The following is a 19,704-nucleotide window of genomic DNA, read 5'->3' as shown; positions in this document are numbered from 1 at the left end:
TCTGGTGGGTCGGGCGTCATTCCAGGGGGAGCTCTCTGCCAGTCGAGGCGGGGCTCAGCGGAACGGTGCCGGATGGCCCCGGCCGCCTGCCTCCGCGTCATCGACTACAGGAACCCGACATGCGTCCAGTGCCGTTCGCTCCCGCCGTCCCATTGTCTTCGCGCCCGCTCGCGCGCCTGGCCTGCCTGCTCGCGCTGTCGGCGATGCCGATGCTGCTGCAGGCCGCACCGGCTGCGCTGGAGCGTGAGGTCAATACCTTCATCGGCAGCAAGGACGACGGCAATACGTTCCCGGGCGCGTCGGCGCCGTTCGGCCTGATCCAGGTCAGCCCGATCGGCAGCCACTATTCGGGCTGGCGCTACGACGACGACAAGATCCGCGGCTTCGGCCACTCCTTCATCTCCGGTGCCGGCTGCTGGGAACAGGGCGGCCAGGTGTCGGTGCTGCCGGTCACGGGCTCGATCGGTCCGGGCGGCGATTTCGATACCGGCAACGCCAAGCAGTTCGACCACAAGGCCTACGCCGCGGCCTACACCCACGACGGCGAGGTCGGCCAGGCCGGCTATTACAAGGTGCGGCTGACCAGCTACGGCGGGATCGATGCCGAGGCCACCGCGCGCACCCGTGCCGCGGCCGAGCGCTATACCTTCAGCCAGCGCAGTGGCGATGGCCACGTGCTGGTCAATGTCGGCCAGGCCAACGAGCGCCACTCGGTGATCGGCAGCGTGGTTGATGTGGTCGGCGACCGCGTGGTCGAAGGCAAGCTGGTTACCAAGAGCTTCTGTGGCGGCCATCAGTACACCACCTGGTTCCGCATCGAGTTCGACCGTCCGTTCAAGGCGCATGGCACCTGGGGCGAGGGCGGTGGCCTGCCGGGGGCGCGCCACAGCATGGAAGGCGAGCAGAAGCCGAACGGTGCCTGGCTCAGCTTCGACCTGGCCAAGGGCCAGTCGGTGACGGCGGTCAGCGCGATCTCGCATGTGGATGCCGAAGGTGCGCGCACCAACCTGCGCTCTGACGGCATGCAGGGTGGGGCGCTGCTCGGTTTCGACCGCATGCGCGCGTTGTCGCAGCAGTCCTGGCGCGAGCAGCTGGGCCGGGTGCGCGTGCAGGGTGGCAGTGCTGATGACCGCACCGTGTTCTACAGCGCGGTCTACCACGCGCTGCTGCAGCCGATGACCGGTAACGACGCCGATGGCCGCTACCGTGGCTACGACGATGGCATCCACCGCGCCGATGGCTGGACCTATTACGAGTACTTCTCGCTGTGGGATACCTATCGCGCGCAGAACCAGTGGCTGGCGCTGACCCGCCCGGACGTGGCGCGTGACATCGGCCGCACGCTGTTGGCAATCGACGAGCAGGGCGGTTGGCTGCCGCGCTGGGGCTATGCCAACTTCGAGACCAACATCATGACCGGCGATCCGGTCACGCCGTTCATGGTCGACCTGTGGCGCTTCGGTGCGCTCAAGGGCCGTGAATCGCAGGCGTGGGATGCGCTGCGCCGCAATGCGTTCGGCACGCCGCCGCTGAACTCGCGGATGGCCGGCCGTTCCGGCAACCCGACCTACCTGGACAAGGGCTACGTGGTCTACGACCGTGCGTTCCCCTCCAAGGGCATGGACGTTGATCCGCATCACGGTGGTTCGGCGACGCTGGAGTATGCGCTGGCCGACTGTGCGCTTTCGCAGATGGCCGACGGCCTGGGCCACGCGCAGGACGCGGCGACGCTGCGTGAGCGCGGCCGCAACTGGCGCAAGGTGTGGGACCCGCAGGTGCGCGACGCAGAGACTGGCTTCACCGGTTTCCCGCGCCCGCGTACCGAGGACGGCCAGTGGTACACGCCGGCCGATGGCCACTACAGCCCACGCTCGCACCATGGTTTCCATGAGGGTACGGCGTGGCAGTACCAGTGGCTGGCGCAGCAGGACGTGCCGGGCCTGATCGAAGCGATGGATGGCCGCGAGCAGGCCGGTCGCCGCCTCGATGCGTTCTTCGCGATGGACGCGCTGCAGGCCGATCCGCTCAATGCCGCCCGCAAGGAGTGGGTGGTCGGGCCGTACAGCTACTACAACCAGTTCCGCTACAACCCGAACAACGAGCCGGACCTGCACTCGCCGTGGCTGTACACGCTGATCGGCCAGCCGTGGAAGACCGCAGCGGTGGTGCGTGCCGCGCAGCAGTTGTTCACCAATGCGCCGAACGGCGTGACCGGCAATGATGACCTCGGCACGATGTCGGCCTGGTACCTGTTCAGCGCCATCGGCGTGTATCCGGCGGTGCCGGGCAGCGGCCAGTTCCTGCTGCATACGCCGCGCTTCAGCAAGGTGGAAGTGGACCTGGGCAATGGCCGCACGCTGCGCATCGACGCGCCGGGCGCCGATGGCCGCCGCCTGCAGTACGTGCAGGGCGTGAAGGTCGATGGCCAGGCGCATGCGCCGGTGTGGCTGGACTGGAACCAGCTGCAGCAGGGCCCGCGCCTGCAGTTCGCGCTCGACGCGAAGGCGCCGGAGCAGGGCTGGGGTACGGCGGTGAAGGACCTGCCGGTGTCCTGGTGCGCGGCACCGGGCAGCCAGCTGCGCTGAGCCGGACTGTGCCGTTCGCGGTGACCCAGCGAACGGCACGGCACGACGGGGCCCTGATCCATTAGGCTTGAGCATCCAGCGGAGTCCGGGAAGACGATGAACGACAACGGCAGCAGTCCCAGCAAGCGCGCCGGCAAGGCGGTGACGGTGACCGACATCGCGCGAGCGATCGGCGTGTCACGGGCAACCGTGTCGCTGGTGCTGCGCGGCAGCCCGCTGGTCAACGTCGATACCCGCGCCAAGGTCGAGGCCGAGCTGCGTCGCCAGCGCTATGTCTACAACCGCGCGGCGGCCAACCTGCGCCGGCGGACCTCGTCGAGCATCGCGCTGGTGATCAACGATCTGTCCAACCCGTTCTTCGCCGAATTCGCGTCCGGCGTGGACGAGGCGCTGGGCGGACGCGGTTACGTGACCCTGCTCGGCAGCACCGGCGAATCGCCGGAGCGACAGCAGGCGGTGCTGTCCACGTTGATGGAGCACACGCCCGCCGGCCTGATCCTGTCGCCGGCCGAGGGCAGTGACACCGCGCTGCTGCGGCAGGCGCTGGGCGCCAATGCCAACGTGCTGCTGTTCAACCGTGAACTGGAAGGGGCCGACTGGGACTTCCTGACCCTGGACAATCAGCACGGCGCCTATCTGGCCACGCGTCACCTGATCGAGCGTGGTCATCGCCAGATCGCCTTCTTCGGTGGCCACGCCGCGTCCAGTTCGTGCCACCAACGCCGTGCCGGGTTCCAGCAGGCGCTGGCCGAGGCGGGTCTGTCGCTGCCGCCGGGCTGGATGATCGAGTCGGCACCGAACCGCCTGGAAGCCGCGGCGCGCACCGATGAGCTGTTTGCCGATGGCCATCGTCCGAGTGCGGCGGTCTGCTACAACGACACCGTCGCGCTGGGCCTGATGCTGGGCTTGAACTCGCGTGGCATCCGCCCGGGTGGCGACTTCGCCGTTACCGGTTTCGATGACATTTCCGAGGCGTCGGTCGCGGTGCCGCCGTTGACCACGCTCACTGCCGACCCGCGCGAGCGGGGCCGGCAAGCTGCCGCGCTGCTGCTGCAACGACTGGATGAACCGGACGCGCCGCCACGGCGCACGGTCGCGCCGGTGCAGCTGCGCATCCGCGAAAGCAGTGCCGCACGACCGAACTGATTCCTTCCATACACCCCTTCCACGCAACAACGACCTTCCGCGCATCGAGGCGCGTTCCGCATGCCGATCTCCGCAACGCCCCGTCCATCGGGTTCTTCGGGCAACGCACCCGCCGTCACCAACGGCAAGGCGCTGGCTGTCGTCACCACGATCTTCTTCATGTGGGGCTTCCTGACCTGCCTCAATGACATCCTGATCCCGCACCTGAAGGCGGTGTTCGAGCTGAACTACGCCAAGGCGATGCTGGTGCAGTTCACCTTCTTCGGCACCTATTTCCTGATGTCGCTGCCGGCGGGTCGGCTGGTGGCGGCGCTGGGCTACAAGAAGGGCATCGTGGCCGGCCTGGTGATCGCCGGCATCGGTGCGCTGGGCTTCTGGCCGGCGGCCGAGCTGCGCGTGTATGGCGCCTTCCTCGGCGCATTGTTCGTGCTGGCCACGGGCATTACCGTGCTGCAGGTCGCTGCGAACCCCTACGTCGCGCTGCTGGGCCCGGAGCAGACCAGTTCCAGCCGCCTGACCCTGGCGCAGGCGCTGAACTCGCTGGGCACGGCCATCGCGCCGATCTTCGGCGGCATGCTGATCCTGTCCAACACGGTCAAGAGTGCCGATGACATCGCGGCGCTGCCGGCCGCCGAGCAGCTGGCCTACCGCGCCGCCGAGGCGCAGGCCGTGCAGGGCCCGTACGTGGGCCTGGCGGTGGCGCTGGTGCTGCTGGCGCTGTTCGTGTTCCTGTTCCGCCTGCCGGCGCTGAGTGATGCCACCGAGCAGGCCGACCAGGGCCACCACCACAGCTACCTGGATGCGCTGCGCAAGCGCCACCTGCTGCTGGGCGTGCTGGGCATCTTCTTCTATGTCGGCGCCGAAGTGTCGATCGGCAGCTTCCTGGTCAACTACCTGTCGATGCCGAACATCGGCGGCTTCAGCGAACAGCAGGCCACGCATTACGTGTCGGCCTACTGGACGATGGCGATGATCGGCCGCTTCGCCGGCTCGGCGCTGCTGGCGCGCTTCTCGCCCAGCCGCCTGCTGGCGATCTTCGCGCTGGTCAACGTGGGGCTGCTGGTCACGACCATGCTGAGCTCCGGCAACGTCGCGCTGTACTCGGTGGTGGCCATCGGCCTGTTCAACTCGATCATGTTCCCGACCATCTTCGCGCTGAGCATCGAGCGCCTGGGCCCGCTGACCAACAAGGGCTCCAGCCTGCTGATCATGGCCATCGTCGGCGGTGCCGTGGTGCCGTACCTGCAGGGCGTGCTGGCCGACCACATCGGTGTGCAGGCCAGCTTCATCCTGCCGTTGCTGTGCTACGGCTACATCATTTTCTACGGACTGGTCGGCGCGCGTACGCCGGCCTCCGCAACGCAGGGAGGCTGAGTCCGGAATGGGTGCCATCGTTTGCTTCGGCGAAATTTTGATCGATCTACTAGCGCAGCCGCCGGCCTCGGCCGACACCCCGCGCGCGTTCCTGCAGTACGCCGGCGGTGCGCCGGCCAACGTCGCGGTGGCGGCTGCGCGGCTGGGTGCGAAGACCCAGTTCGTCGGCATGCTTGGCCGCGACATGTTCGGTGACTTCCTGGCCGACAGTCTGGTCGAGCACGGCGTGGGCACGGATTACATCGTGCGCACCGACGCGGCCAAGACTGCGCTGGCCTTCGTCGCGCTGGATGCCAGTGGCGAGCGCAGCTTCAGTTTCTACCGCCCGCCGGCGGCTGACCTGCTGTTCCGTGACAGTGACTTCCAGGCGGAGTGCCTCGACAGCGCGCAGTGCTTCCACGTCTGTTCCAACAGCCTGACCGAGCCGGCCATCGCCGAGGCGACCTTCGCCGGCATGGATCGTGCGCGCGCGGCCGGTGCGGTGGTCAGCCTCGATCTGAATCTGCGCCCGGCACTGTGGCCCGCCGACGTCGATCCGACGCCGCGCCTGTGGCAGGCGCTGGAGCGCGCCGACCTGGTCAAGCTGTCGCGCGAGGAACTGGATTACCTGGCCGCGCCGATGGGCGCCGATGGCGAGGCGGCGGTGCTGCGGCGCCTGCTGGCCGCGCAGGCGCGCTGGGTGATCGTCACCGATGGCGCGGCCACGCTGCACTGGTACACCCGCGACAACCACGGCACGGTGACCAGTTTCCGCGTGGCCACGGTCGATACCACGGCCGCCGGCGATGCCTTCGTCGGTGGCGTGCTGGTCGGCCTGCTGGAGCGGGGTGGGGCGGGCGCTGGTTTCGCTGCGTTCTGCCAGGACCCGGAGGCGATCACCGCCACGCTGCGCTTCGGTGCCGCCGTGGGTGCGCTGGCCGTTACCCGCAAGGGCGCGTTCGCCGCGATGCCCTCGCTTGATGAAGTGCAGCAGCTGCTGCAGGCACAGGACATTACCGCATGAGCACCTCGCCCGATTTCCGTTCGCCCGCGTTCCTGCGCGCGCATATCGCCGATACGATGGCGTTCTACCACCCGCGCTGCATCGATCCGGACGGCGGCTTTTTCCACTACTTCCGCGATGACGGCAGCATCTACGATGCCGGCCACCGCCACCTGGTGAGCAGCACCCGCTTCGTCTTCAACTATGCGATGGCCTACCGCGAATTCGGCAACGCCGAGTACCGCGAGGCCGTCGAGCACGGCGTGCGCTACCTGCGCGAGGTGCACCGCAACCCGGCCACCGGCGGCTACGCCTGGACCCTGCGCGACGGCAAGGTCGAGGACGACATGAACCACTGCTACGGCGTGGCCTTCGTGCTGCTGGCCTACAGCTGCGCATTGAAGGCCGGTGTCGAGCAGGCGCGCGACTGGATGGACGAGACCTGGCAGCTGCTGGAAGCGCGCTTCTGGGAGCCGCAGCATGGCCTGTACAAGGACGAAGCCGACGGCCAGTGGAACTTCACCGGCTACCGCGGCCAGAACGCCAATATGCACATGTGCGAGGCGATGCTGGCCGCGTTTGAGGCCAGTGGCGAGCAGCGCTATGTCGAGCGCGCGCTGCAGCTGGCCGACAACATGACGCGCCGCCAGGCCGCCAAGGCCGGTGGCCTGGTCTGGGAACATTACGATTCCAACTGGGAGATCGACTGGGACTACAACCTGGACGATCCCAAGCATCTGTTCCGCCCGTGGGGTTTCCAGCCTGGCCACCAGACCGAGTGGGCCAAGCTGCTGCTGATCCTTGATCGCCACGTGCAGGCCGACTGGCTGGTGCCGACCGCGCAGCACCTGTTCGACGTGGCCGTGGCGCGCAGCTGGGACGACGCCCGGGGCGGCCTGTACTACGGCTTCGCACCGGAATCGCGCCGGCAGCCCGGCATGGACGGCGCCCCGATCGGCGGCGACAGCTTCGTCTGCGACGACGACAAGTACTTCTGGGTGCAGGCCGAAACGCTGGCGACCGCCGCGCTGATGGCCAAGCGCACCGGCGACGACCGCTACTGGCAGTGGTACGAGCGCATCTGGGCGTATTCGTGGGAGCACTTCGTCGACCACCAGTACGGCGCCTGGTTCCGCATCCTCGATGCCGACAACCGCAAGTACAGCGACGAGAAGAGCCCGGCCGGCAAGGTGGATTATCACACCATGGGCGCGTGCTACGAAGTGTTGAACGTGGTGCGTTGAGGCGCGTGTCGCCGTACGCATGATGAATCGGAATCGGTAGCGCCGGGCCGAGCCCGGCGGAAAAACAGGAGCATCACGTGCATCGCCTTTTCCTCGTTGTCCGTCTGTTCCTGCTGCTGGTCGCAGCCTCCGCCTTCCCGGCAACTGCAGCGCCTCTGCAGGCACAGTGGGAGTTCCGCATGCTGCCGGGTGACGCGCAGGGCGCTGCGCATCCGGGTCTTCAGCAATGGCGTGCGGCGAAGGTGCCGGGCAGCGTGCACACCGACCTGCTCGCTCACGAATTGATTCGTGATCCGTATGTCGGTGCACCCGAGGCCGAGCTGCAGTGGATCGGCCTGGCTGACTGGGAATACCGCGCCCGCTTCGACGTGGACGCCACGACGCTGGCCAAGCCGAATGCCGAGCTGCGCTTCGACGGGCTGGATACCTATGCCGAGGTCAGCCTCAACGGCAAGCCGCTGCTGCGTGCGGACAATGCACACCGTACCTGGCGTGCACGCGTGGACGGGCGGTTGCGTGCCAGGGGCAATGAACTGCAGATCGTGTTCCGTTCGCCGATCCGCACCCTGCTGCCGGGTGTGCAGGCAATGCCGCACAAGATCGCTGGCAATTACCCGTCGCCGTATGGCGATGAGCCGAAGGACGCGATGGTCGGCAACTTCGCGCGCAAGCCGGCCTACCACTTCGGCTGGGACTGGGGCCCGCGTTATGTCACCGCCGGGGTCTGGCGCGGGGTCGACCTGCAGGCCTGGGACGCGCACCGTTTGACCGATCTTGCCGTGCGAACCGATGCATTGAGTGCAGAGCAGGCGAAGCTGGCGGTGCTGCTGCAGGTCGAGCAGGGTGCTGCTGCGGGTTCGGCCTTGGTGAATGTGGATGTACGTGATCCGGAAGGCCGCAACGTGGCCCAGGTGCAACGCACGGTGTTGCTGAAGCCCGGCCAGAACACGATTGAGTTGCCGGTTGAGCTGGCCACGCCGCGGCGCTGGTGGCCGGTGGGCCATGGTACGCAGGATCGCTATACCGTGCGGGCTCGCCTGGATGATGGCGCCGATGCAGCACTGGCGCGCGAGCAGCGCATTGGCCTGCGCACGGTCGAACTGCGCCGCGAGGAAGACCGCAAGGGCGGGCAGGGCTTTGCCTTCGTCATCAACGGCGTGGAGATCTTCGCCAAGGGCGCCAACGTCATTCCGTTCGATGCCTTCCCCGCACGCGTCGATGCCGCACGCCTGCGCCAGGTGCTGACCGCCGCGCGCGACGCCAACATGAACATGCTGCGCAACTGGGGCGGCGGCTACTACGAGGACGATGCGTTCTTCGACATCGCCGATGAGCTGGGCCTGCTGGTCTGGCAGGACTTCATGTTCGGCGGCGGCATGCAGCCGGGCTACGATCCGGCCTTCCGGGCAAGCGTGGTGGCCGAAGCACGCGACAACGTGCGCCGGCTGCGCCATCACCCCAGCATCGTGCTGTGGTGTGGCAACAACGAGGAAGAAACCGCCTGGAAGGACTGGGGCCACGGCCGCGACCTGAAGGCGGCCGACCCGGCATTTGCGGCGAAGGTCTGGGAGGGCTACGTCGACCTGTTCGGCAACGACCTGCGCCAGGTGGTGGGCGAGGAAGGGCTGGGCGTACCGTACTGGTCCAGCTCGCCCAGCAACGACCTTGACGAGAACGCCAACGATTCAACGCGTGGCGACAAGCACTACTGGCAGGTCTGGGGCAATCCGGCGTTGCCGGTGCAGGCCTACCTGCGCGAGACCCCGCGCTTCATGTCCGAGTATGGGCTGCAGGCGTGGCCGTCGGTGGCGACGGTGGACCAGATCGCCACCCGCGCCGAGCAGCGCATCGACAGCCCGGTGATCCGCGCGCACCAGAAGTTCATGGCCGGCGAGGGCAACAGCCGGCTGCTGCACTACATCGAACTGGGCTACGGCACGCCGAAGGACTTCGAGGACTTCGTCTACCTCAGCCAGGTGATGCAGGCCGATGGCATCGCGCTGGCGGCGCTGCATCATCGCGCCTCGCGGCCGTACACGATGGGCTCGCTGTACTGGCAGCTCAACGATGTCTGGCCGGGCGCCTCGTGGTCCAGCGTGGACTACTTCGGCCGCTGGAAGGCGCTGCACTTCGCCGCGCGGCGCTTCTTCGCGCCACTGACTGTGGCCGCGCTGCGCGACGAGGGGAGCACGCGGGTGCGCCTGATCAACGACGGTGCCGCACTGGATGCACGCTGGCGGCTGCGGGTGATGGACGTGGAAGGGAAGGTGCTGCGCCGTCGTGAGGAAGCGGTGACGCTGGCGGCGTCGGGTGTGACCTCGATCGGTGATTTCCGCGATGCCGACTTGTTGGCCGGTGCCGACCCGAAGCGCACCGTGGCGGTGTTCGAACTGCTGCAGGATGGCAAGGTCAGTGCGCGCCAGGTGATTGACTTCGTCGAGGCCAAGGACCAGGTATTGCCGCGACAGACGCTGAAGGCCACGCTGTCCATCGAAGGTGACCACTATCGCCTGCGGCTGGAAAGCGCGGCGTATGTGCGCGCGACGTGGATCGATTTCGGCGCGCTGGATGTGCAGGTCGAAGACAACCTGCTGGACCTGCTACCGGGTGAAACGCGCGATATCGCGGTACGCGGCCCGGTGGATCTGGTTACCCTGCGCGAAGCGCTGAAGATGAAGACTCTCAACGACCGTTGAGCAAAAAAGGAGACGGAGGGGATTAAGTCGTTTGTGGCCCATGTGTGCCACAAACGACTTAATCCCCTCCGTCCCCTTTTTCTTGCTTACAGCTGGATCTGCTGGAAATTCTCGACCCGTTCGTGGCCGTTGGCGGCGTGGCCGGTGCGCGGCAGCGGGTAGTCATCCAGGCGATCAATCAGCCGGGTCTGCAGGCCGGCTTCGCGGGCAGCATCCAGTTCTTCCACCACATCCGACAGGAACAGGATCTCGCCGGCCGGTACGCCGATGGCCTGTACGATGCGGCGGTAGCTGTCGGCCTCACGCTTGCCACCGATCTCGGTATCGAACCAGCCGGACACCAGCGGGCTGAGGTCACCGGCATCGCTGAAGCCGAAGAACAGCTTCTGCGCCGGCACCGAGCCGGAGGAGTACACGTACAGCGGCAGGCCGGAGGCGTGCCAGCCGCTCAGTACCGGCGCCACTTCCGGGTAGAAGTGCGCGGTGTAGTCGCCACGGCGGTAGCCTTCGTCCCAGATCAGCCCCTGCAGCGCCTTCAGTGCGGTGTGCTTGCGGTCCTGGTCGATCCAGCCCTGCAGCGTCTCGGCCACCAGGCTGTCCTGGCAGGCGCCACCGATCTCGGTGGCCACCGCATCCAGCCAGCGGCGGACCTCCGGCTGCTGGCCATGCTCGGCGACGAACGCGGGCAACGCCTTGCGCGCATAAGGGAACAGCACGTTCTTGACGAACGAGATGCTGCTGGTGGTGCCTTCGATGTCGGTCAGGATGACGCGGGGCTGCATGGATCAGGACGCCTGGGTGGGTACGTAACGGGGGAACTTCTGCGCGATGTCGGTGCCGGTGAAGTGACCGACCCAGCCATCCGGTTCGGCGAAGAAGCGGATCGCCACGAAGCTGGGCTCGTCGCCCATGTCGAACCAATGGGTGGTGCCATCGGGCACGGCGATCAGGTCGTCCTTCACGCACTCGATCTCATAGACCTTGTCACCCACGTGCAGGGTGAACAGGCCGGAACCTGCGACGAAGAAGCGCACCTCGTCTTCCTTGTGGAAGTGTTCGTCGAGAAACTTCCTGCGCAGCTCGGCGCGGTTCGGGTTGTCCGGGGCGATCGAGGCCACGTCCACGCTCTTGAAGCCGCGCTCGGCAACCAGGCGGTCGATGTCGGCGCGGTAAGCGGCGAACACTTCATCCTGGCTGGCGCCCGGTGCGACCGGTGCGGTGGCCTGCCAACGCTCGAAGGTGACGCCGATCTTCTGCAGCTCGGCAGCGATGACCGCGCCGTCCTGGGTGTCCAGCAGCGGCGATTCGGGGCGGGTGTCGTCGTAGATGCGCAGTCGGCTCATGGCGGCAGCTTGAACGTCTCGGGGGGAAGACAGGGTAGCAGGGTGGGCACGAGGTGCAGATTCCGGATCGGCATCTGCACCTGCGTGGGGGGTCAGCCGCGCAGCTTGCGCAGTTCCAGCTCGCAGTGGAACAGGAACTCGAACGCTTCCAGGTGGCGGCGTGCCTCGGCCATGTCGCGGCCCCAGGCATACAGGCCGTGGCCGTCGATCAGGTAGCCCCACAGGTTCTGCCGGTCGAGCAGGTCATCGACCTGCTTCGAAAGCACGTTCATGTCCTGGGTGTTGGCGAACACCGGCACGTCGATGGCCATCTCGTGGGTGCTGTTGCCGGCGAAGGCCTTCAGCAGCTCGTAGCCTTCCAGGCGGATGTGGCCCTGCGGCGCGTACAGGCGCGAGGCGACGGTCTGCACCGGCGAATGGGTGTGCAGCACGCAGCCGATCTCCGGGAAGCGGCGATACAGCTGGGTGTGCAGCAGTGTCTCGGCGGACGGGCGCAGCGGGCGGCCGACGGCCAGGCCCTCGAAGTCCACCACCATGATGTCATCCTCGATCAGGCGGCCCTTGTCCTTGCCGGAGACGGTGATCGCGGCGTGGCGGTCGTCCAGGCGGTGGGAGAAGTTGCTGCTGGTGGCCGGGGTCCAGCCGGCATGGGCCAGTTCGCGGACGTTGTCGATCAGCAGCTGGGCCAGTTCGCTCAGGCGCGCGGTGTCGTAGGGGAAGGTGGGGGTGGTCATGCCGGGGATTTTACTGGATTCGGCCAACGGCTGAGCCCCTCGTGGCTGGCGTCAGAAGCAGATTCCGTGGGTTGGCCGGTTGGGTGGGCTGCGCAGGGGACGCCGTGAACCCGTCCCTGGGGGCTTGGCCGCGGCATCCATGCCGCGGACACCCCTGCGCAGCCCACCCAACCGGCCACGGACAGGTTCCGTGCGCGCCAGCCACGGAGTGAAGAAGGAAACGCGAAAAGCGGGTCGCGGCGCTGCGCTTGCTCGGAGCCGAGCATGGCTCGGCTCAACAGGGAATTCATCTCCCAGACGCAATTCATCCGCGCATGGCGTGGATTTACCGGACGCGCCGGGAGAGTGTCAGGGGTGGGGAGGCATGGGTTCGCGGGGGTGTCCGCGGCATGGGCCCGAGGCATGCCTCGGGCGGGTTGGGCAGGAGGCCCAACCCCGGTCTTGCCGTGTGCGCAGGACAGCGCACGCGAGCAAGCCGCGGCCAAGCCTCCAGGGATGGATTCACGGCGTCCCCCGCGAACCCATGCCTCCCCGCCAAACCCTCAACCCAGCTGTTGCCGTTGCTCCGGCTCCAGCGGGTGCAGGGTCGCAGGCCCTGCAATACAAAAAAAACCTACTGACCCCGCAGACGGCTGTGCCGGAACCCGTAGCAGAAATAGATCACGAAGCCGACGAAGGTCCACACGCCCATCAGCATCCAGTTGTGCATCGTCATCGCCGACAGCAGGGCAAGGCAACTCAGTACGCCCAGGCTGCAGATCAGCCATGCCATCGGCATGCGGAACGGACGCGGCAGGTCCGGTTGGGTGCGGCGCAGGATCAGCACGCCCGCGCACACCGCTGCGAATGCGATCAGCGTGCCCATCGAGGTCAGCTCGCCGAGGATGTCCAGCGGGAACAGCGCCGCCAGCAGCGCGATGCCGATGCCGGTGATCACCGTGTTGATGTGCGGGGTGCGGTACTTCGGGTGGATCTTGGTGAACACCGGCGGCAGCAGGCCGTCGCGCCCCATGATCATGAAGATGCGCGGCTGGCCGATGATCATCACCAGCACCACCGAAGACAGGCCGACCAGCGCGCCGACCTCGACCACCCAGCGCAGCCAGCCCAGCTGCGGATGCGCCGCCACGGCAGTCACCACCGGCTCATCGGTGCCCAGCAGCTGGAACGGCACCAGGCCGGTCATCACTGCGGCCATCGCGATGTACAGCACGGTGCAGATCACCAGCGACAGCATCATGCCGAACGGCATGTCGCGCTGCGGGTTCTTCGACTCCTGCGCCGCCACCGACACCGCCTCGAAGCCGATGTAGGCGAAGAACACCATCGCCGCGCCACGCAGCACGCCTTCCATGCCGTACTTGCCCGGGCCTTCATTGGCCGGAATGAACGGAGTCCAGTTGCTGGTGTCCACGTACTTCCAGCCGACCACGATGACGAGCACGATCAGGCCGGTCTTCAGCACCACCATCGCCATGTTCATCGCCGAGGACTTGCTGATGCCGACGTAGCACAGCCAGGTCAGCAGCAGTACCAGCGCGGCGGCCGGCAGGTTGGCGATCGCGCCGGTCGGGCGCAGCTGCGCGTCGAGTGGCGCGCTGACCAGCGCCGCCGGTAGATGGATGTCGAACTGGCTGAGCAGGCTGAGGAAATAGCCGGTCCAGCTGACCGCGACCGCCGAGGCGGAGACGCCGTACTCGAGCACCAGCATCCAGCCGATGAACCAGGCGGAGAGCTCGCCGAAGGTGGCGTAGGTATAGGTGTAGGCACTGCCGGAAACCGGCACCATCGAGGCGAATTCGGCGTAGGCCAGCGCGCAGAAGGCGCAGCAGATGGCGGCCAGCACGAAGGACAGCATGATCGCCGGGCCGGCGTGGTTGGCGGCGGCCTGGCCGGTGATGACGAAGATGCCGCCGCCGATCACCGCGCCGATGCCGAGGGCGGTCAGCCCCCAGGGGCCGAGGTGGCGGCGCAGGCTCAGGCCGTTGGCGTCTTCATGGGCGGCATGCGGGTGCTTGGTGGCCCACAGTTGCTTGAACATGTGTGGTGGTCTTGTCGAAGCGCGCCATGACCGGCGCGCGGGGAAAACGGACGGGCCGGCGCGAGGCCGGCCCGTAGGCGGATCAGGGCGACTTGGCCAGCTTGCTGTTGCGGATGCCGTAGCCCAGGTAGATCAGCAGGCCAAGCAGCGTCCAGCCGACGAACAGGTGCCAGTGCACCACGAACGCCTGCCAGAACAGGAACAGGCAGGTGGCTGCGCCGAGCGGGCAGATGATCCACACCGCCGGCACGCGGAACGGGCGGTGGATGTCCGGCTTGGTATAGCGCAGCACCAGCACGCCGATGCAGACCGTGGCGAAGGCCAGCAGGGTGCCCATCGAGACCAGTTCGCCCAGCACGTTCAGCGGCACCAGGCCGGCCAGTGCGGCGGCGATCACGCCGACCACGATGGTGGCGACGTACGGGGTGCGGAAGCGGGCGTGGACCTTGCCGAAGAATTTCGGCAGCAGGCCGTCGCGGGAGATGGTGTAGGCGATGCGGGTCTGGCCCATCATCATCACCAGCACCACCGAGGACAGGCCGGCGATGGCGCCGATCTCGACCAGGGTCTTCAGCCACGACAGGGTCGGGTAGGGTTCCAGCGCGGTGGCCACCGGCTTGTCGGTGCCCAGCAGGTGGTACGGCATCATGCCGGTCAGCACGGCACAGACGATGATGTAGACAATGGTGCACACGGCCAGCGAGCCGAGCAGGCCGATCGGCATGTTGCGCTGCGGATCCTTGGTCTCGCCGGCGGCGGTGGAGACCGCATCGAAGCCGATGTAGGCGAAGAACACGATGGTGGCCGCGCGGAACACGCCGCTCCAGCCGAACTCACCCGGCACGCCGGTATTTTCCGGGATGAACGGCTGCCAGTTGGCCGGGTCGATGTGGGCCGCGCCGATACCGATGAACAGGCAGATGACGGTGACCTTGATCGCCACGATGATCGCGTTGACGAAGGCCGACTGGGTCACGCCCACGTACAGCAGGCCGGACACCGCCGCCACGATCAGCACCGCCGGCAGGTTGAACAGCTTGCCGGAGGAGACGAACTCGCTGCCGGTCCAGGCAATCGGGGCCGCGCTGAGGGCATCCGGGAACGGCATGTGCAGGGTGGTGGTGATGAAGCTGATCAGGTACGCCGACCAGCCCACCGCGACCGAGGCCGAGGCGAACAGGTATTCCAGCACCAGGCACCAGCCGATGAACCAGGCCATGCCCTCGCCCAGGGTGGCGTAGGAGTAGGAGTAGGCGCTGCCGGAGACCGGCATCATCGCCGCGAACTCGGCGTAGCACAGGCCCGCCAGGGCGCAGGCGAAGCCGGCGATCACGAACGACAGCATTACTGCCGGGCCGGCGTGGTTGGCCGCGGCCTGGCCGGTCAGCACGAAGATGCCTGCGCCGATCACCGCACCCACGCCAAGCAGGATGAGGTGTTTAGCCGTGAGGGTCCGTTTCAACGTGGCTTCGCCGTCCAGGCTGCCTTCGATGGGTTCGCCAGCATCGACGTGCCCGGCCGGTTCAACCGGCTTGACCCTCAACAGAGCTTTCAGCATGCAGTACTTCCTAGTGATCGGATTGGGTGGGCCGCCGATACGTTGCCGGCAACCCTGGAATGGTGAAGGCCGCGCGAACGGCCCGCTGTACCTTAGCCAAAGCTGAAGCCAACGCACAAGCGCAATCGCAACAATGAACGGCGATAATGAGCAGTATTTTTCCAAACGCCGCCCATTCATGAGCCAGACCGCCGAAACCCTTGCCGTGCTTGACGATCGCCTGCGTGGCCTGCTGCGGGACTATGCCCGCCGCGAGCCCGCCCACGACGCACTGGCTGCCGAATTCGGCACATTGTTGGACGATCCGGAAGATCCGTTCCGCCGCGAGCGCCTGGCTGGCCACTTCACCGCCAGCTGCTGGCTGGTCAGTGCCGATGGCCAGCGCCTGCTGCTGACCCACCACCGCAAGCTGCAGCGCTGGCTGCAGCTGGGCGGCCACGCCGACGGCGACCGCGACCTGGCCCAGGTCGCGCTGAAGGAGGCCGAAGAAGAATCGGGACTGAGCGGCCTGGTGCTGGAAGACCCGGCCATCTTCGATCTGGACAAACACTGGATTCCGGAGCGCAAGGACGTACCGGGGCACTGGCACTACGACGTGCGTTTCGTGATCCGCGCGCTGGGCGGCGAAGCCTTCGTGCTCAGCGAGGAGTCACTCGACCTGGCCTGGCGGCCGGTGACCGAAGTCGCGGCCGATCCGGAATCTGACGAATCCATGCAGCGCATGGCGCGCCGCTGGCTGGCACGTTGAGGTAAAAGGGGACGGAGGGGATTAAGTCGTTCATGGCGCATGTGCCGCAAACGACTTAATCCCCTCCGTCCCCTTTTTTCAGTACAGAATGCGCGTGCGCAGCGTGCCCGGAATCGCGGCCAGCTCGTCGCGCACGGCGGCGGCCTGTTCCTCGCTGGCGGTGATGTCGATCACCACGTAGCCCACCTTCGGGTCGGTGCGCAGGAACTGGCCGTCGATGTTGACGTTGTGGCGCGAGAAGATCTCGTTGACCTTGGACAGCACGCCCGGCACGTTCTGGTGGATGTGCAGCAGGCGCAGGCTGTCGGCATGCTCGGGCAGGGTCACTTCCGGGAAGTTGACCGCCGACAGGGTGCTGCCGTTGTCGCTGTAGCGCACCAGCTTGGCGGCCACTTCAACGCCGATGTTGTCCTGCGCTTCCAGCGTGCTGCCGCCGACGTGCGGGGTCAGGATCACGTTGTCGTGGCGGGTCAGTGGCGATTCGAAGATATCGCCGTTGCCCTTCGGCTCGACCGGGAACACGTCCAGCGCGGCGCCACCCAGGTGCTCGCTGGCAAGCGCGGCATCCAGCGCGGCGATGTCGACCACGGTGCCGCGCGCGGCGTTGATCAGGTGCGCGCCCTTGCGCATCTTCGCCAGCTCGGTGCTGCCGATCATCCATTGCGTGGACGGGGTCTCCGGCACGTGCAGGGTGACGATGTCGGCGCGTGCCAGCAGGTCGTCCAGGCTGGCCGCTGCACGGGCATTGCCCAGTGCCAGCTTGGTTTCCACGTCGTGGAAGATCACCTGCATGCCCAGCGATTCGGCCAGTACGCCGACCTGGGTGCCGATGTGGCCGTAACCGATGATGCCCAGCGTCTTGCCGCGCACTTCATGGCTGCCGCTGGCCGACTTCGACCAGCCGCCGCGATGGCATTCGGCGTTCTTCTGCGGGATGCCGCGGGTCAGCATGATCGCCTCGGCGATCACCAGTTCGGCCACGCTGCGGGTATTGGAGTAGGGCGCGTTGAACACCGGGATGCCGGCCAGTTCGGCCGCGTCCAGGTCGACCTGGTTGGTGCCGATGCAGAAGCAGCCGACCGCGATCAGGCGCTTGGCCTCGGCCAGCACTTCGGCGCTGAGCTGGGTGCGCGAACGGATGCCGACGATGTGCGCCTCGGCGATGCGCGCCTTCAGTTCGTCCTCGGGCAGCGCCTTGGTGTGCGCTTCGATCTGGCTGTAGCCGGCGGCGCTGAACACCTCCACGGCGGTCTGGCTGACCCCCTCCAGCAACAGCACGCGGATATCCTGCTTCGGGAACGAGGTCTTCTTCGGCGACATGGGGCAGCACGGCCAGTGGGACAGGGGCCAATCACTATGCCAGATCGCGACGCCCATGGTGCAGTGCGCAATTGGTTGCATCGGTAGCTATCTGCCTGCCTGCGGGGCTGGACGCTGGCGCGTGCCGCTGGCACGCTTGCCCGTTCTTCACGCACCGCGCTGGACCGTCATGACCGATTCCCGCATTGCCTCGCTGCAGCAGGCCTGTCCCGGCCTGAAGCTGAAGACCGACCCGGCCGACCTGGAGCATTACGGGCGCGACTGGACCCGGCGCTGGACGCCAGCGCCGCTGGTGATCGCACTGCCGGCCACGGTCGAGGAAGTACAGGCGGCGATGCGCTGGAGCGCAGGCGAGGGCGTGGCCGTGGTGCCGTCCGGTGGCCGCACCGGCCTCTCGGGTGGCGCGGTGGCCGCCAACGGCGAGCTGGTGCTCAGCCTGGAACGGATGAACAAGGCGCTGGCCTACGACGCGGTCGATCGCACCCTGGTGGTGCAGGCCGGCATGCCGCTGGAAGCCGTGCACAACGCCGCGCTGGACCACGGCCTGATCTACCCGGTGGATTTCGCCGCGCGCGGGTCCTGCACGATCGGCGGCAACATCGCTACCAATGCCGGTGGCATCCGCGTGATCCGCTACGGCAACACCCGCGAGTGGATCGCCGGGCTGAAGGTGGTCACGGCCGATGGCCAGCTGCTGGAACTCAACAAGGGCCTTATCAAGAACTCCAGCGGCTATGACTTCCGCCAGCTGCTGATCGGCTCGGAAGGCACGCTGGGCGTGATCGTCGAGGCGACGGTGAAGCTGACCGATCCGCCGCCGGCCAGCAATGTGATGCTGCTGGCCGTGCCCAGCTTCGAGGTGCTGATGCAGGTGTTCGCCGCGTTCCGCGCGCGCCTGCAGCTGCAGGCCTTCGAATTCTTCACCGACCGGGCGCTGGAGCACGTGCTGGCGCATGGCGCGCAGGCGCCGTTCGACGAGGTGCATCCGTACTACGTGGTCACCGAGTTCGCGGCCAACGACGAGGCACAGGAAGCCGCGGCGATGGCGGCCTTCGAGGACTGCATGGGCAACGGCTGGGTCAGCGACGGTGTGATCAGCGCCAGCGATGCCCAGGCCGCGCAGCTGTGGCGCCTGCGCGAAGGCATCACCGAATCGCTGGCGCGCTACACGCCCTACAAGAATGACGTCTCGGTGCGGATCTCGGCGATGCCGGCGTTCCTGGCCGAGACCCAGGCACTGATCGGGCAGGCCTACCCGCACTTCGACGTGGTCTGGTTCGGCCATATCGGCGACGGCAACCTGCACATCAACGTGCTCAAGCCGGACGACACCAGCGACGCCGATTTCCTGGCGCAGTGCGAGCACGTGACCAAGCTGCTGGCGCAGGTGCTGGCCCGCTTCGATGGCAGCATCTCGGCCGAGCACGGCATCGGACTGGTCAAGAAGGGCTACCTGGACAGCACCCGCAGCCCGGCTGAGATCGCGCTGATGAAGGCGGTCAAACGCGCGTTCGATCCCCAAGCCCGGCTGAATCCCGGCAAGCTGTTCGACGCCTGAGCCGGGCAAATCCTTCACGTACCCGTTACGCTCCACGCATTCTCACAACCGGCTTCGAACCGATGACCCGTCCGCTTCTGCTGCTTGCCCTGCTGTCCCTGCCGCTGGCCGGCTTAGCTTCCAGCTTCGCTGGCACCTCGGCCGGTTCGGCGACCGGTGCCTCCTCCGGTTCCTCGGGCAGCAGCTCGGGCGATGACAAGGTGGTGCAGGCCGCGCGCGACGATGCCGCTGCGTTCGTCGCCAGCGACGGCCAGATCCGTGGCGCCCGCCTGCAGGCGGCGCTGGTCCACCTGCGCGAGCAGAGCACCGCCGCACAGCAGAAGAGCGACCTGGAACTGGCCCGCGCGCTGCTGGCGCGTTGATCCGGGCTGCATG

At 67.1% G+C, this 19,704-nt stretch carries 15 protein-coding genes; 9 read left to right on the top strand and 6 right to left on the bottom strand.

Features of this window, described 5'->3' with window-relative positions; translation table 11 throughout:
• Positions 1-119: 119 nt before the first annotated feature.
• From BKE09_RS00995 to BKE09_RS00970, 6 genes are all read left to right on the top strand, one after another.
• Positions 120-2,585, top strand: a complete 2,466-nt coding sequence (locus BKE09_RS00995; protein WP_075674597.1) for a GH92 family glycosyl hydrolase — start codon at positions 120-122, stop codon at positions 2,583-2,585.
• A gap of 96 nt (positions 2,586-2,681) precedes the next feature.
• A complete protein-coding gene (locus BKE09_RS00990) occupies positions 2,682-3,731 on the top strand; it encodes a LacI family DNA-binding transcriptional regulator (RefSeq protein WP_014037023.1) in 1,050 nt (349 codons plus the stop codon).
• Between the two features lie 60 nt (positions 3,732-3,791).
• A complete protein-coding gene (fucP, locus tag BKE09_RS00985) occupies positions 3,792-5,105 on the top strand; it encodes an L-fucose:H+ symporter permease (RefSeq protein ID WP_071228226.1) in 1,314 nt (437 codons plus the stop codon).
• A 7-nt stretch (positions 5,106-5,112) separates the two neighbouring features.
• Positions 5,113-6,108, top strand: a complete 996-nt coding sequence (locus BKE09_RS00980) for a carbohydrate kinase (protein ID WP_049444921.1) — start codon at positions 5,113-5,115, stop codon at positions 6,106-6,108.
• Positions 6,105-7,331, top strand: coding sequence for an AGE family epimerase/isomerase (locus BKE09_RS00975; RefSeq protein ID WP_075674596.1), 1,227 nt, complete (start codon positions 6,105-6,107; stop codon positions 7,329-7,331). Before BKE09_RS00980 ends, BKE09_RS00975 begins: the two co-directional genes overlap by 4 nt.
• Positions 7,332-7,408: 77 nt before the next feature.
• Positions 7,409-10,027, top strand: coding sequence for a glycoside hydrolase family 2 protein (locus BKE09_RS00970; RefSeq protein ID WP_075674595.1), 2,619 nt, complete (start codon positions 7,409-7,411; stop codon positions 10,025-10,027).
• A gap of 86 nt (positions 10,028-10,113) precedes the next feature.
• On the opposite strand, the gene mtnC is transcribed toward BKE09_RS00970, so the two are convergent.
• The 5 genes from mtnC to BKE09_RS00945 all read right to left on the bottom strand — a co-directional run bounded on the left by mtnC (position 10,114) and on the right by BKE09_RS00945 (position 15,703).
• On the bottom strand, positions 10,114-10,809 hold the full coding sequence (gene mtnC, locus BKE09_RS00965; protein WP_075674594.1) for an acireductone synthase: 696 nt from the start codon (positions 10,807-10,809) through the stop codon (positions 10,114-10,116).
• Between the two features lie 3 nt (positions 10,810-10,812).
• A complete protein-coding gene (locus tag BKE09_RS00960) occupies positions 10,813-11,370 on the bottom strand; it encodes an acireductone dioxygenase (protein WP_075674593.1) in 558 nt (185 codons plus the stop codon).
• Between the two features lie 92 nt (positions 11,371-11,462).
• A complete protein-coding gene (locus BKE09_RS00955; RefSeq protein WP_075674592.1) occupies positions 11,463-12,104 on the bottom strand; it encodes a methylthioribulose 1-phosphate dehydratase in 642 nt (213 codons plus the stop codon).
• 613 nt (positions 12,105-12,717) lie between these two features.
• On the bottom strand, positions 12,718-14,145 hold the full coding sequence (locus tag BKE09_RS00950; protein ID WP_075674591.1) for an amino acid permease: 1,428 nt from the start codon (positions 14,143-14,145) through the stop codon (positions 12,718-12,720).
• A gap of 82 nt (positions 14,146-14,227) precedes the next feature.
• Positions 14,228-15,703 carry an amino acid permease gene (locus tag BKE09_RS00945; protein ID WP_014037031.1) on the bottom strand — a complete coding sequence of 492 codons (1,476 nt, stop codon included), beginning with the start codon at positions 15,701-15,703 and terminating at the stop codon, positions 14,228-14,230.
• A gap of 133 nt (positions 15,704-15,836) precedes the next feature.
• Between BKE09_RS00945 and BKE09_RS00940 the strand changes: the two genes are divergently transcribed.
• On the top strand, positions 15,837-16,451 hold the full coding sequence (locus tag BKE09_RS00940; protein ID WP_083663045.1) for an NUDIX hydrolase: 615 nt from the start codon (positions 15,837-15,839) through the stop codon (positions 16,449-16,451).
• Positions 16,452-16,529: 78 nt separating this feature from the next.
• Here the strand turns inward: BKE09_RS00940 and serA are convergent, their stop codons facing one another.
• The gene (gene serA, locus BKE09_RS00935) at positions 16,530-17,771 is read right to left on the bottom strand and encodes a phosphoglycerate dehydrogenase (RefSeq protein WP_049444818.1); all 1,242 of its coding nucleotides are present in this window, start codon (positions 17,769-17,771) and stop codon (positions 16,530-16,532) included.
• Between the two features lie 169 nt (positions 17,772-17,940).
• Here serA and BKE09_RS00930 point away from each other — a divergent pair, with 169 nt between their 5' ends.
• The gene (locus tag BKE09_RS00930; protein ID WP_075674589.1) at positions 17,941-19,329 is read left to right on the top strand and encodes an FAD-binding oxidoreductase; all 1,389 of its coding nucleotides are present in this window, start codon (positions 17,941-17,943) and stop codon (positions 19,327-19,329) included.
• A 62-nt stretch (positions 19,330-19,391) separates the two neighbouring features.
• A complete protein-coding gene (locus tag BKE09_RS00925) occupies positions 19,392-19,691 on the top strand; it encodes a DUF2388 domain-containing protein (protein WP_075674588.1) in 300 nt (99 codons plus the stop codon).
• Positions 19,692-19,704 lie beyond the last annotated feature (13 nt).

The sequence above is a fragment of the Stenotrophomonas sp. TD3 genome (assembly GCF_001939825.1).
In the GTDB taxonomy this organism is placed as follows: domain Bacteria; phylum Pseudomonadota; class Gammaproteobacteria; order Xanthomonadales; family Xanthomonadaceae; genus Stenotrophomonas.
The sequence above is the reverse complement of the archived record's forward strand: the minus strand, read 5'-3'. Positions and strand labels throughout refer to the sequence as shown.

Coding starts and splice junctions, on each gene's coding strand:
- mtnC (WP_075674594.1), bottom strand. CDS start 10,809: ATGCAGCCCCGCGTCATCCTGACCGACATCGAAGGCACCACCAGCAGC.
- BKE09_RS00950 (WP_075674591.1), bottom strand. CDS start 14,145: ATGTTCAAGCAACTGTGGGCCACCAAGCACCCGCATGCCGCCCATGAA.
- BKE09_RS00980 (WP_049444921.1), top strand. CDS start 5,113: ATGGGTGCCATCGTTTGCTTCGGCGAAATTTTGATCGATCTACTAGCG.
- BKE09_RS00995 (WP_075674597.1), top strand. CDS start 120: ATGCGTCCAGTGCCGTTCGCTCCCGCCGTCCCATTGTCTTCGCGCCCG.
- BKE09_RS00940 (WP_083663045.1), top strand. CDS start 15,837: ATGAACGGCGATAATGAGCAGTATTTTTCCAAACGCCGCCCATTCATG.
- BKE09_RS00925 (WP_075674588.1), top strand. CDS start 19,392: ATGACCCGTCCGCTTCTGCTGCTTGCCCTGCTGTCCCTGCCGCTGGCC.
- serA (WP_049444818.1), bottom strand. CDS start 17,771: ATGTCGCCGAAGAAGACCTCGTTCCCGAAGCAGGATATCCGCGTGCTG.
- BKE09_RS00990 (WP_014037023.1), top strand. CDS start 2,682: ATGAACGACAACGGCAGCAGTCCCAGCAAGCGCGCCGGCAAGGCGGTG.
- fucP (WP_071228226.1), top strand. CDS start 3,792: ATGCCGATCTCCGCAACGCCCCGTCCATCGGGTTCTTCGGGCAACGCA.
- BKE09_RS00960 (WP_075674593.1), bottom strand. CDS start 11,370: ATGAGCCGACTGCGCATCTACGACGACACCCGCCCCGAATCGCCGCTG.
- BKE09_RS00955 (WP_075674592.1), bottom strand. CDS start 12,104: ATGACCACCCCCACCTTCCCCTACGACACCGCGCGCCTGAGCGAACTG.
- BKE09_RS00975 (WP_075674596.1), top strand. CDS start 6,105: ATGAGCACCTCGCCCGATTTCCGTTCGCCCGCGTTCCTGCGCGCGCAT.
- BKE09_RS00930 (WP_075674589.1), top strand. CDS start 17,941: ATGACCGATTCCCGCATTGCCTCGCTGCAGCAGGCCTGTCCCGGCCTG.
- BKE09_RS00945 (WP_014037031.1), bottom strand. CDS start 15,703: ATGCTGAAAGCTCTGTTGAGGGTCAAGCCGGTTGAACCGGCCGGGCAC.